The organism is Mangrovimicrobium sediminis (genome assembly GCF_004745945.1).
Taxonomy (GTDB): domain Bacteria; phylum Pseudomonadota; class Gammaproteobacteria; order Pseudomonadales; family Halieaceae; genus Mangrovimicrobium; species Mangrovimicrobium sediminis.
The window spans coordinates 191,846-204,830 of the sequence record NZ_SRLE01000009.1 but is presented as its reverse complement, the minus strand read 5'-3'; the positions used below and the strand labels follow the sequence as shown (position 1 = coordinate 204,830).

Sequence of the window (12,985 nt, the reverse complement as noted above, 5' to 3'; positions counted from 1 at the left end):
TCACCGCTGCCGCCAGGCTGCTGGCGGGACACAGTTTCTGTTTTAGTGGGGGGAGACAAGCGCAATGCGTATCGCAATACCCAGGGAAACCCACCCGGGCGAGAACCGGGTGCCTATCACTCCGGAAGTGGCCAAGAAACTCGTGCGCATGGGCGCCGAGTTGCTGGTCGAAGCCGGGATGGGCGCGGGCGCCGGCTATGCCGACGCGGACTACACCGAGGCCGGAGCCACCATCAGCAGCGACCGCGCCAGCCTGATCTCGGGCGCCGACATGCTGCTGCGGCTGCGCAAGCCGACGCCCGATGAAATCGGGCAGATGAAGCGCGGCTGCATCCACGTCAGCTACCTCGACCCGTTCAACGAGCACGGCCTGGTCAACACTTTCAAGGACGCCGGCATCACCTCCATCAGCATGGAGATGATCCCGCGCACCACGCGCAGCCAGAAGATGGACGCGCTGAGTTCCCAGGCCAACCTCGCCGGCTACGTCGCCGTTATCGAGGCCGCCGCCGCCCTGCCGCGCATCTTCCCCATGATGATGACCCCGGCGGGCACCCTGAAGCCGGCCAACGTGTTCGTCATCGGCGCCGGCGTGGCGGGCCTGCAGGCCATCGCCACCGCCAAGCGCCTGGGCGCCAAGGTCACCGCCTTCGACACCCGCCCGGTCACCGCCGAGCAGGTGCGCTCGCTGGGCGCCAAGTTCCTGGAGATCGACCTCGGCGAGACCGGCGAGACCTCCGGCGGCTATGCCCAGGAGCTGACTCCCGAACAGGTGGAGAAACAGCGCCAGGCGCAAAAAGACCTGATCGCCAAGTCTGACGTGGTGATCACCACCGCCCAGGTGTTCGGCCGCAAGCCCCCGGTGCTGGTGACCAAGGACATGGTCGAAGGTATGCAGCCCGGTTCCGTGATCGTCGACATGGCGGCGGAGACCGGCGGCAACGTCGAGGGCTCGGTGCCCAACGAGACCGTGACCATCGGCGGCGTGACCGTGATCGGCAAGGGCAACCTCGCCGGCGAGGTGGCGCGCGACGCCAGCCAGATGTACTCCTCCAACCTGTTCAACCTGGTGGAAGACTGCTGGGACAAGGAAAAGAACGAGTTCGTGATCAGCTTCGAGCACGACATCCTGCCCGGCTGCATCATCACTCACGGTGGCGAGATCACCAACGAGACCATCAAGAACATCGTGGAAGGGGGGGCGTAACCGTGATAGCTGCATTCCTGACATTTATCCTCATGTTGTCCATCTTCCTGGGCTTCGAACTGATCAACAAGGTACCGGCCACACTGCACACGCCGCTGATGTCCGGTGCCAACGCGATTTCCGGCATCACCCTGGTGGGTGCGGTCAGCCTGGCCGGTACCGGCCAGCAGGACCTCGCCAACTGGCTCGGCGCCGGCGCCGTGGCCCTCGCCACGATCAACGTGGTGGGTGGCTACCTGGTGACCGACCGCATGCTCGCCATGTTCAAGAAGAAGGGGAGCTAAGCCGAGATGGATAACCTGATTCAATTTGCCTATGTGGTATCGGCCGCGCTGTTCATTCTCGGCCTGAAGAAACTCGGCTCACCGGCAACTGCCCGCCGCGGCAACATGATTTCTGCCATCGGCATGCTGGTGGCGGTCGTCGCCGCCCTGCTCGACCAGGGCATCGTCGAATACCAGTGGATCGTCGCTGGCATCCTGGTCGGTGGCGCCGTCGGTGTAGCCGCCGCACGGCTGGTCAAGATGACCTCCATGCCGGAGATGGTCGCCCTGTTCAACGGCTTCGGCGGCATGGCCTCCCTGCTGGTCGGCTGGGCGGCGCTGTCCGGCGGCGCCAGCACTTTCACCCTGGTGACCATCGTCCTGTCCATCCTGATCGGTGGCATGACCTTCACCGGCTCCCTGATCGCTTACGGCAAGTTGTCCGAGACCATCGGCAGCGGCGCCGTGCTGTTCCCCGGCCAGCAGGTCGTCAACAGCCTGATCGTCGCCGGCATCGTGGGCAGCGCGGTGATGTTCTGCATCGAACCTAGCAATCACCTCTGGCTGTACATCGTCGTCGCCCTGTCCCTGTGGTTCGGCATCATGGCGGTCATTCCCATCGGCGGCGCCGACATGCCGGTGGTGATCTCTCTGCTGAACTCCTATTCCGGTCTTGCGGCCTGTGCCGCCGGTTTCGCGGTGAACAACAACATCCTGATCGTCGCCGGCTCGCTGGTGGGGGCCTCGGGCATCATCCTGACCCAGATCATGTGCAAGGCGATGAACCGCTCGCTCTCCAACGTACTGTTCTCCGGCTTTGGCTCCGGCAAGGTGGAAACTGCGAAAGTGGAGGGCGAAATCAAGCCGATCTCCGCGGAAGACGCCTTCTACGTACTGGAAGCTGCGAGCAGCGTCGCCATCGTGCCCGGTTACGGCATGGCGGTGGCCCAGGCGCAGCACGTGGTGAAGGAGCTGATGGAAGAGCTGGAGAAAAACGGCGCGGAAGTGAACTTCGGTATCCACCCGGTCGCCGGCCGGATGCCCGGCCACATGAACGTGCTGCTGGCCGAAGCCGATGTGCCCTACGACCAGCTGCTGGAGATGGACGACATCAACCCGCGCATGGAAACGATCGACGTGTGTATCGTCATCGGCGCCAACGACGTGGTCAACCCGGCGGCGCGCGAGGTCGAGTCCTCGCCGATCTACGGCATGCCGGTGATCAACGTGGACAAGGCGCGCACGGTGTTTGTGCTCAAGCGTTCCATGGCCTCGGGGTTTGCGGGGATCGAGAATCCGCTGTTCTACAAGGACAATACCCGGATGTTGTTTGGGGACGCGAAGGAGTCAATTTCGGGTCTGGTTCGCGAGTTTGGCGATTGACGCTTTGGGGGTTCTGGGAAAACGCCGGCTTTTGCTGGCGTTTTTTTTGGCTGGGTTCGGGGTAGTTTGGCGGCAGCCGCGGGCGTGCCATGCCCCCGTCGCTCCAAAAGCTCAGTCGCGTCGGGGGCATGGCACGCCCACGGCTGCCTCTTGCAGGTGCTACCCCACCGGTGATCGTCCGCCGAGCCCGGGGGTTGCGAGAGTTGCCGGGAGACCCGCGGGCGGAGCGCTCTTAAGATCGCGCCCCTCCGGGGTGCCCTCGGTTGGTCGGGAGCCTTAAAGCGCTTCGCTGTCTCCCTCCACGCCCTCGGCGCGTCTTTTGCGAGCGCTCCACCCGCCCGTCTCCCGGCACTTGCGGCTCGATGTTTTGGGTTGGTTGGCTCGCTGGGTTGGCAGTTGGCGGTTGGGGCTTCGGGCTTCGGGGTTCGAGAGTCGGAGTTGCGAGTTGGCGGTGTTGTTTGGCGCGAGGGTCTGTAGCCCGAAATTTTGAGCAAGCTTATGCGGGAATACGAAAACTCGCGCGCAGATTCCGATTCAACGGCTCGTACTCTCCCAAGCCCGCCAGCCAGAAACTCCAAATCTCCAAACTCGCCCAACCCAAGGACCGGCAGCGGGCGCGTTGGCCGCGGAAATCACGTCTGGCGCCGAGGGCGTGGAGGGAGACCGCTTGCGGGCTGCCGACCAACTGAGGGCACCGCGGAGCGGCGCCGGACTGGAGCGGCCGACGCGCCCGCTGCCGGGCCGTCAGTGGCGAACGGAACCCGTAGCAGTCTCGCGACGAGCCAGATGTTGCGGGGCCGGGAGTGTCCCCCCTTCCAGGGTGAGTGAGCTTTTCGAACCCTGGAAGGGGGGACACTCCAGGCCAGCGCCCAATACCCAAGGAACGAGCCTCAAGCGACGGGCGCGTCGCACTCCACAGCCGCACCACGCCGCAGCGCTTCGACAGCATCGCCCCACTGCGGGCAGACCTCGGCCGCGGCGAGCAGGCCCATCAGCGGTGCCGTGCACAGTTTGCCGGTATCCACCGAGAGGTAGTTGCCGGTGGCCGTGAGGCCGATGCGGTCGCGGGTGTGGAGGAGACTGTCCGGGTCCTTGATGTCCGTGCCGCCGCGGGTGTAGATGTAGCCGCCGCGAATCACCGCGTGGTCGCGGTACTCGCGCAGGCGGTCCAGTTGCGGCCAGAGCGAGCAGGCGCCGGTGAGGGCCTCGTCGAACAGCTTGTCCGCTTCGGTGCCCTGCGGGTCTTCGATACCGGGGGGAAGTACGTCGCGGCTGAACAACATGCGACAGGCCGGGTACCAGGAGAGGTAGAACGTGCCGTCCGGGAAGTAGACCGCGTCGCCGTATTCGCCGAGCACGCCCGTGCAGGGCGGCAGGTCGAAATCTGCGGGGATGTCGCGGAAGTGGATGGCCAGCTTGTAGCGGAAGTTCCAGTCCGGGGGCAGCGGGTGGGCGACGCTCTCATCCAGGGCCAGGCGTCCCTCCCAGGCGGCGTTGATCACGTGGGAGTAGCGGGGCAGGTCCGGCGGCAGGTTGCCGTGCAGGGCGAAGCGCTCGTCTGCCAGTCGCTCGATGCGTTGCACGCGGCTGTCGCCGAATACGCGCAGCCGGGGGTTGTCCGCCAGGGCGCGGCGCAGCCAGGTCGACAAGGAGTGGATCTCGATGCACACCTCGGGGGTGAGCAGCGAGGCCTGTACCTGCTCGCTGGTGCGGCCGCTGGCGGAGGGCGCGTCGCTGCTGGGCCAAAGCGGTGCCGGGTAGCCCGCTGCCAGGGCCGGTTGCGCGGCAAGCAGTTGGTCGATAGCGGCGAACTGTGCGCGCACGGCATCAGGGGTCAACTGGCCACTTGCTATAACGTCGTAGGTGAACGGGCGCGAAGTACGCGCCGGTACTTGCTCGCCGAACAGTGTGCGCAGGATGGGGAAGAAGCTGCAGGAGCCCTCGATCATGGCGCTTGCGGTGGCCAGGCTGCGGTCCTTGGCGAACACGTAGCCCAGGTGCAGTTTGCCCTCGTTCCAGCGCGAGGCGCCGTGCATGGGGCCGGGGCGCGCGTCGAACAAATCGACCTCGATTCCCTGCAGGGTGAGGGCCTGGGCTGCGCTGGTGCCGGCCAGGCCGGCACCGATGATGGCGACTTTCATGCTGTGCGATCCTCCAGCGCCTGGCCGAGAATATTGTTGGCCACGCCGCGTGCGAGCAGTCCCAACTGGAACTGGTTGGGGTGCAGCGTCGCGGCCTCGTGCAGTACCTCCTGGGCGCGGAACACGTCGCCGCTATCGACATGCAGGCGCGCCAGGTTCTGCCACACGCGCCAGTTGGCGTCGGCGCAGCCGGTGGCGCGCTGCGCTTCGAACAGGGCGGCGGGTGTGTCGCCGCGGGCCTGTGAGCAGCGCGAGGCGAGCAGCCAGCCCAGGCTGGTTTCCGGGCTGTCCGGGGCGTCGTCGGCGGGGCGTCGCTCGCGGTACAGGCGTTGTTCTTCCCTGGGGTTGGCGCGCAGCAGCGGCGGCACCCAGGCGCGTGCGTCCATGGCCAGGCCGAGTGCGTCGGTCAGTGTGTTGTCCTCCCCGGTCACCGCCTGCGCGTCCGCCTGCATCTGTTCGGTGACGTTGAGCCAGTGCGCGGCGCGCTGTTGCGGGTCGCCACTGGTGCTCCACCAGCCGGTGCAGGTGGGGATGCTGGCATCCCCGGTGCGCTTGAAATACAGGGCCTGCGGCAGGCGCGCGCCGCGGTAGTGGCACAGCACGCGATGCGACCAGAGGTTGTCCAGTGCCGGAAAATTGAACGGTTCCGCGGGGAAAGGCAGATCGCGAGCCAGCGCCGCAGGGAACAGCCCGTGCCACAGGTTGGGATTGGCGACGCTGGAGCAGTAGGTGCGCAGGCGGATGCGCGTGTCGGCGCTGTCGAAGTCCGGCGCGACCTGGGTGCCGAAGATCACGCGGCCGGCGAAGGCCTGCAGGTCGCAGTAGCTGAAATCCGCGCCCGACTGCTGCAGGCGCTGCCACAGGGCGGTCAGGTAATCGGGGTGCCACAGGTCGTCCTGGGGCAGTACGCTCCACCAGTCGCTGTCGATGCTGGCGATGGTCTCGCGCACGTTGCCGGCCCAGCCCAGGCGCTCGCGGTTTTCCAGTACGCGGATGCGGCTGTCGTGGCGCGCATGCTTGCGCGCGCGACGCAGGGTGCCGTCGCGCGAAGGGTCGACGCAGATGACGATCTCGAGGTTCGGCCAGCTCTGCCGCTGTACCGAGGCGAGTGTGCTGTCTAGCGTCTTGCGTGCGTTGTAGGCTGGAATGCAGACGGCGATGCGTGGTGAAGACATTCTGGAAATACCGCGGGAAAGCACTATGGTAGTCGAGCCGGTGCCCGCTGGCCAGAAATAGCCGTTCTGGTATCGTTACGGGCACTGGAGCCGCAGCGTGCTGCCGCGTGTTCCCGATGCGGTGCAAACCGCTTTGGCGGTGACCGGGCGCCCGGGTATCGACGCAACAGGCAGACCAGCCACACAACCAGCAACAGGAAATCCGGCATGGCCGAACCCTCCAGCTCGACATCCTCCCTGCTCGTCGTCGGTTGCGGCGACCTCGGCATTCGCGCGGGAACGCAACTGCTGCAGCGGGGCTGGCGCGTCGACGGCGTGCGGCGCAATGTCGATGCGCTGCCCGCCGCTTTTGGTCGGCATGCGGCGGATTACGCCGCCGCGGGCGGTCTCGACTTCGCCGCGGCGCTGGCGCCGGATTGCGTACTGGCGACCTTCACCCCCAGCGGCCGCGACGTGGACGGCTACCGGCGCGGATTCGCCGCGGCGGCCGCCAACCTGCTGCGCGGACTTGGCGGTCACCGGCCGCGCCGGGTGTTGATGGTCTCCAGTACGCGGGTGTATGCCGAGCGCGAGGGCGGCTGGGTCGACGAAAGCGCGCCCCTGTCGAGCGAGGATGAACGTGCCCTGGCCATCATCGCCGCCGAGGATGCGCTGTTGGCTTCCGGCCTGCCGGTGAGCGTGGTGCGCTGCTCGGGTATCTACGGTGCACCGGACGGCCGCCTGCTCTCGCGTATCGCCCGCGGTGAAGTCGCCGCCGAGAAGCCATTGCGCTACACCAATCGTATCCACCGGGACGATGCCGCGGGGTTTCTCGTCCACCTGCTGGAAGCCGACGATGCAGCGGTGGAACCGGTGTACACCTGCAGCGATGACGACCCCGCGCCCGCGCACACCGTGGACACCTGGCTGGCGCAGCAACTCGGCCTCGCATCGCCGCTGACGCCCATCGCCCCGGCTGCCGATAGCGGGCACAAGCGCTGTCGCAACCAGCGCCTGCACGCCAGCGGTTACCACCTGCGCTACCCGGACTTCCGCGCCGGGTACTCACAGGTGCTGGCTGAGCGCGCGGCCCTGCGGGCGACGTAGGACAAGGTCTAAATCGCACAACGGCACGCGCCCTCCACAGCGCAAGATCGGGACAGCGCCGCTCCGGCCAAGTACACTCGTGCTATGCCCAGACCACTCAACCAGTTCAGCTACTCGCTGGAACACGGCGAGCTATTGCAGTCACTGGCGTCCCAGCGCCGCCTGCTGATCATCCAGGACCTCGACGGCGTCTGCATGGGCCTGGTGCGCGACCCGCGCCAGCGCAGCATGGACCCGCGCTACATCGAGGCCTGCAAGCAGATGGCCGGGCGTTTCTACGTGCTTACCAACGGCGAGCACATCGGCAGCCGTGGCGTGAACAGCATCGTCGAGAGCGTTTTCGCCGCCAGCGAGCCGGGTCGGGCCCGCGAACTCGGCCTGTACCTGCCCGGCCTTGCGGCGGGGGGCGTGCAGTTCCAGGATTGCTTCGGCCGCATCTCACACCCGGGGGTTTCCGATCGGGAAATGGCCTTTCTCGCCGAGGTGCCGGCGATTCTGCACCAACGCCTGGGCGAGATCCTGGCCGCGCCGCCATTCGCACTGCCGGCAGCGGATATCGAGCACCTGCTGGCGGTGGCAGTGTTGGACAACGCCGTCTCGCCGACCCTGAACATCGGTGTGCTGCACAGCCACTTCGCCGCGGCGCCGGCACGCTACCGCGAGGTGCAGGACACGGCCGCAGCGTTGATGGATGAACTCCTTGCACTCGCCCAGCAGCGCGGCCTCGGCGAGTCGTTCTTTGTGCACCTGGCGCCCAACCTGGGCAGCGACGCGAACGGGCGCGAGCGCTTGAAACCGGCCACGTCCAGCGACATGGGCACCACCGACTTCCAGTTCATGCTGCGCGGGGCGATCAAGGAGGTCGGCGTGCTGGTCCTGCTCAACGATTACTACTACATCCAGACCGGGGAGTATCCGCTGGGTGAAGGGTTTAACGCGCGCAACGCGCCGCACTCGCGCGAGGCGCTGCTGGCGTTGGCCGAGGGCGCCTTCGACCCGGCGCTCATGCCCAGCCTGGTCGGTGTGGGCGACACCCTGACCTCGAACCCGCAGTCGGACAACGGCAGCGTGAGTTATTCGCGCGGCGGCAGCGACCGCGGCTTCCTGACCCTGGTGCAGGCATTGGGCCAGCGTATGGGCAGTGACAGCGCCGTACTGTTCGTCGACAGCAGCGGCGGCGAACTGGACCGTCCCGGCGTGCATCCGCCGCCGGCGGCGGACGCTGTCAGTGTGTCGCTGGACGCGCTGGCCTCGATCACCGACCCCGGGGACCCGCTCCATTTGAACGCGATCTTCCCCGGCGGCCACCAGCAGTATGCGGCGTTTTTCATCGCACTGGCGCAGCGCTGCGCCGCGAACGCCGACTGATTACCCCCGGACTCAGCCGCGGGCGCAGCGCGGTTCGCTGCAGGCGCGGATCAGCAGCAGGGCGTCGCGGCGGGTGATGTCGCCGCTGTCGTCGAGATCCGCCGGGTCGTCCGCCCCGCTGGCGGGCTCGCCGATGTTGGGCAGCAGGGCCAGCAGGTCGTCGATATCCACGTCGCCATCGTTGTCCAGGTCGCCGGGGGCGGGCACCGCGGCGATGCGGTAGAGAATCCCGTCACTAAGGCTGGCCACGTACAGCTCCCCCGCAACGTCCTCGCCAAACGCGGCAGGTGCGCTGATCTGGCCGGCAGGCAGGACCTCGCTGGCCTCGGCGCCCGGCCCGGCGCCGTCCAGGGTGCGAATCGACGTGAGACAGAAATCGCTGAAGAAATAGCGCCCCTGCAGCACCGGGTAGGCGCTGCCGCGGTAGACGAAGCCGCCGGTGATCGAGCAGTTGCCGTCCGCGTGGGAGAGTGTGTGCAGCGGGAACAGGTAGCTGCCCGGCGCCGCGCAACCGATGCCGTTGAAGGGCTGGTCGCCCTCGTAGCAGCGCCAGCCCAGGTTCAGGCCGCCGGCGGCGCCGGCGGGAATCACGTCGATCTCCTCCACCGCGCCCTGGCCGACATCGGCGATCCACAGGGAGCCGTCGGCGCGGTCGAAGCTGAAGCGCCAGGGGTTGCGCGCGCCCAGCGCGTAGATCTCGTCGCAGCCGGCGCCGCCCGGTCCATCCACGAAGGCGTTGCCGGCGGGTATGCCGTAGGGGCCCGCCACCAGACTGCAATCCGCCGCGCCGCTGGCGTCGACGTCGATGCGCAGCAGCTTGCCGAGCAGGCGGTCGCCGGCCTGGGCGTTGTTCTGCGGGTCGCCGCCGCTGCCGCCGTCGCCGGAGGCGATGTACAGGTAGCCGTCCGGGCCGAAGTGCAGGTCGCCGGCGTTGTGGTTGGAAAACGGCTGGGCGAACTCCAGCAATACGCTCTCGCTGGCCGGGTCGGCGGCGTCCGGACTGGCGCCGACGCTGAACCGCGAGACCCGCGAGCGCAGCTGGCCGCTGCCCGCGTCGCGGGTGGTGTAGTAGACGAAGAACCAGCCGTTAGTGCTGTAACCGGGGTGGAAGGCCAGGCCCAGCAGGCCCAGTTCGCTGGCGCCGTTGTCGACGCGGTCGCGGATATCCAGGAACGGCGCGGGGGCCAGGTTGCCGGCGGCGTCCACCAGCCGGATGCGCCCGGGCTGCTCCACCAGGAACAGCCGCGTATCGCCGGCGTGGGCGATGGCGACTGGCTGGTCCAGGCCCGTAGTCCAGGTTTCCAGGGCGATGGCCGCCGCGGGCGGCGGGGGTGGCGGTGGCGGCGGCGGGTCGCCGTTGACCACGGTGACCGCCAGCGCCGCGGTGCCGATGGCGTCGCCGAGCAGGTCGAGCTGGCCGTTGCTGGAGTTGCCCGCCGCGTAGAGGGTGAAATCGCCGTTGTAGTCCGGTGCGGTCCACTCGAAGTCGAAGCTGAGCACGCCACCGCTGAACGCCTGCGGCGCGCTGTGCGCCAGCTCGCCCATGATCAGCCCGAGGTCGCCGTCCAGCGGCGCGAGGGCGCCCGCGGGATCGCTCACCGAGATGTTCACCCCGCCGGTCTGTGCCGGTCCGCCGGAGAGTGTCACCGTGAACGCTGCGGTAGTGCCCGCGTCTATCTGGCCCGGGCCGGCCAGGGTCACCTGCGGCGCCGGCACCCCCGCGGCGGGGGCGTGGCAGACCGCGCAGGTGGCGCCGTTGTTGATGTCGGGATTGCCGGAGAAGCCGTTGCGGCCATTCTGGCTGGCGTGCACGGGTGCAACCTGCAGCAGGCAGGTAGCGAAGGCCGCGCAAAGGGCGAGCCGGACGGGGCTGATTCCGGAAAGGCCGTGTCGAGAAGCGTTGACTTGGGAAAATCCAACTCGGGAAGAGCTGACTCGGGCAGAGCTATCTCGGGAAGAGCCAGGTCGGGCAGGGCGGGGCATGGGCACCTCACAGTGGCAGGGATGGGTGTGACCGCCTGATCACCATAGCCCACCCCCGCGTTTCGTGCAGCCGCGCGCAGCGATTCACGCCGCTGCCGGCTCCTCCGCTTTCTCCTCCTCCTTCTCCTCGTCCTCTTTCTCGATCATGCCCAGCACCTCGTGGGAGGTGGCGACCATGGGCTCGAAATGCGCGTGTTCACCGGCCGGCAGCACGGACACCCGGCGCATCTGGTACAGGGTGAACCCGCCCAGGCAGGCCAGGACCAGGGCGGCGTACAGGGGCAGGCCCTGCAGGCCGACCACTTCCATGGCCGCGCCCGCCAGCATCGGCGCGAAGGCCGCTCCGGCGCCGTGCAGCACCAGCATGGTGGTGGTGCCGGAAATCACCTCGTCGGGATGCAGCTGGTCGAGCAGCTGCGCTACCGCCAGCGGGTACAGCGAAAAGGCCATTCCGCCCCACAGGAAGAACACCGCCATCAGCGCGGTGTGGCCGGGGGCGAGCGGCATGCACAGTGCCAGCAGCGCCGCGGCGCAGGCCACCGCCATGAGTACGGCGCGCCGGTCGTGGGTGTCCGAGTAGCGGCCGATGGGCACCTGCAGCAGGGCGCCGCCGACGATGGTCAGGCTCATCAGCAGGCCGACGGCACCGGTATCGAAGCCCTGGCGGCTGGCGTACAGCGGCACCATGCCCCAGAAGGCGCCCATGGCCAGGCCGGACAGCGCCGCGCCGGCCACCGGCACGGGGGCGAAGCCGAGCAGGGTGCGCAGGCTGCTCTTGGCGCGCTCGGGAATCTGCGGCTGCGGCTTGCGGGTGATGGTGATCGGCAGTAGCGCCCAGCTGATCAGGATCGAGGCGATGGCGAACAGCACGTAGCCCTGGCCCACGTCCAGTCGCAGCAGCTGCTGGGCCACGGCGATGGCGCCGAGGTTGACCACCATGTATACGGCGAACACCTTGCCGCGCTCCTCGCGCGCGGCGCGGGCGTTGAGCCAGCTCTCGATCACCGTCATCAGGGTGACGAAGGACAGGCCGTAGACGAACCGCAGCAGCATCCAGCCCGGGGCGCTGACCCAGAGCATGTGCAGCAGCGCCATGGAGGCGCACACCGCGGCGCAGAAGGCGAAGGTGCGGATGTGTCCCATGCGCTTGATCAGGCGGCCGCTGACGAAGGTGCCGCAGGTGAATCCGGCGAAATAGGAAGACATGATCAGGCCGATCACGCTGGTGGAATAGCCGAGGTCGTTGGCGGTCAGTGACAGCAGGGTGTTGAGCAGGCCGCTGCCGAGCAGCAGCAGTGCCACGCTGGTGAGAATTGCCCGGATGGGCTGGACCAGGAGCCAGATAGGCGCCTCCTTGAAAGCATTGTGGTGAGTTTGGGCCCTGTTCGCGCGGTATTTGGGCGAAGAGCGGGCGGAACTCTGAGGTTGCAACTATTGCGCCACCCCATAATCCCCCGTCTACGCCGCCCGCGCCCTGCTTGCGCCCGTTTCCTGTGCAGGAACTGTGACCGATCGCACATTTTTTGTGCGATGGCGCGGCCCCGGGTGCCCGCCGCGTGGCGGCCGGTCTGCAGAAGCCCATGAATTAAAAGAGGTTTTATTTTCTTGGCAAGTGACTTGCGGAGGGTTCCGCTCCGGCGACTATACTTACCGCCCCCGGCGAGCGACACGTATCCCCTGCAATCGAAGTGTCGCCGGCGTGTAACACGCCACCGGTAGATTGATTGCGCTGACAGTTAATTGGAGTGACATGGATATGTTCAAACGATTGGCTCTTCTAGGAATTCTGGCGTCCTGCATGTTGTGGGGGACGTTTGCCCACGCTGCGTACGATATTGCCGGTACTACCGCAGACGGTCCCGACAGCTTCACTTTTGAGGTGCTCGATACAGGCGGTGGCACCGGCATGGTTGGACTGGTCAAACTGGGTGGCCCCGGCGGCGAGAAGATTCGCACCGTGGATTCCTCGCTCACGCTGGTGGCCGCGTTTTCCGGCAACGTAGGTGCGGCGGAGGACCCCACCCTGGTCGTGCCGATGATGGAACTCGCCGCCGGCATCTACACCATGTACATTGACAAGTTGAACCCAGCCGGTTCGGGTGCCGGATATGCCTATAGATTCACTGGCGATGTAATCGCGGCCGTACCACTCCCCGCCGCCGCCTGGCTGTTCGGCTCTGCCGTCCTCGGCCTTGGCGCCGCCAGCCGGCGTCGCGCGGAACAGTCCCTGACTGCCTGAGCCACCCTCACGCGGTCAACCCAACGCCGGCCCCGTGCCGGCGTTGTTGTCTGGGCTCGCGGTAGCGCCTTCACTGCGCTTGAGACAGCGCCGCTGTGCGCTCGGGCAAGTAGCGCCTCTGCGCACTTGAGTTGGTGCCG

General features: G+C 67.3%; 10 protein-coding genes. 6 read left to right on the top strand and 4 right to left on the bottom strand.

What is annotated here, in order from left to right:
* Positions 1-64: 64 nt before the first annotated feature.
* The 3 genes from E4634_RS13825 to E4634_RS13815 are packed head-to-tail and all read left to right on the top strand — an operon-like array spanning position 65 to position 2,853.
* Entirely contained in the window at positions 65-1,207 is a 1,143-nt protein-coding gene (locus E4634_RS13825; RefSeq protein WP_135444867.1) for a Re/Si-specific NAD(P)(+) transhydrogenase subunit alpha, read from the top strand.
* Between the two features lie 32 nt (positions 1,208-1,239).
* A complete protein-coding gene (locus E4634_RS13820; protein ID WP_434783507.1) occupies positions 1,240-1,491 on the top strand; it encodes an NAD(P) transhydrogenase subunit alpha part 2 in 252 nt (83 codons plus the stop codon).
* Between the two features lie 6 nt (positions 1,492-1,497).
* Positions 1,498-2,853, top strand: a complete 1,356-nt coding sequence (locus E4634_RS13815) for an NAD(P)(+) transhydrogenase (Re/Si-specific) subunit beta (protein WP_135444863.1) — start codon at positions 1,498-1,500, stop codon at positions 2,851-2,853.
* 890 nt (positions 2,854-3,743) lie between these two features.
* Here E4634_RS13815 and E4634_RS13810 read toward each other — a convergent pair.
* Both E4634_RS13810 and E4634_RS13805 read right to left on the bottom strand, forming a co-directional pair.
* Positions 3,744-4,994 carry an FAD-dependent oxidoreductase gene (locus tag E4634_RS13810; protein WP_135444861.1) on the bottom strand — a complete coding sequence of 417 codons (1,251 nt, stop codon included), beginning with the start codon at positions 4,992-4,994 and terminating at the stop codon, positions 3,744-3,746.
* A complete protein-coding gene (locus E4634_RS13805) occupies positions 4,991-6,169 on the bottom strand; it encodes a glycosyltransferase family A protein (protein WP_135444859.1) in 1,179 nt (392 codons plus the stop codon). Before E4634_RS13805 ends, E4634_RS13810 begins: the two co-directional genes overlap by 4 nt.
* Positions 6,170-6,376: 207 nt before the next feature.
* On the opposite strand from E4634_RS13805, the gene E4634_RS13800 reads away from it, so the two are divergent.
* The gene (locus tag E4634_RS13800; RefSeq protein ID WP_135444857.1) at positions 6,377-7,255 is read left to right on the top strand and encodes an NAD(P)H-binding protein; all 879 of its coding nucleotides are present in this window, start codon (positions 6,377-6,379) and stop codon (positions 7,253-7,255) included.
* An 84-nt stretch (positions 7,256-7,339) separates the two neighbouring features.
* The gene (gene stpA / locus E4634_RS13795) at positions 7,340-8,623 is read left to right on the top strand and encodes a glucosylglycerol 3-phosphatase (RefSeq protein WP_135444855.1); all 1,284 of its coding nucleotides are present in this window, start codon (positions 7,340-7,342) and stop codon (positions 8,621-8,623) included.
* A 12-nt stretch (positions 8,624-8,635) separates the two neighbouring features.
* On the opposite strand, the gene E4634_RS13790 is transcribed toward stpA, so the two are convergent.
* Positions 8,636-10,606 (bottom strand): PQQ-dependent sugar dehydrogenase, encoded by a 1,971-nt coding sequence (locus E4634_RS13790; RefSeq protein WP_135444853.1) that lies wholly within the window; start codon positions 10,604-10,606, stop codon positions 8,636-8,638.
* An 84-nt stretch (positions 10,607-10,690) separates the two neighbouring features.
* Positions 10,691-11,908, bottom strand: coding sequence for an MFS transporter (locus E4634_RS13785; RefSeq protein ID WP_240725187.1), 1,218 nt, complete (start codon positions 11,906-11,908; stop codon positions 10,691-10,693).
* Between the two features lie 448 nt (positions 11,909-12,356).
* Here E4634_RS13785 and E4634_RS13780 point away from each other — a divergent pair, with 448 nt between their 5' ends.
* Complete coding sequence (locus E4634_RS13780) at positions 12,357-12,845, top strand: hypothetical protein (RefSeq protein WP_135444851.1); 489 nt, start codon at positions 12,357-12,359, stop codon at positions 12,843-12,845.
* The last annotated feature ends 140 nt before the right edge of the window (positions 12,846-12,985 follow it).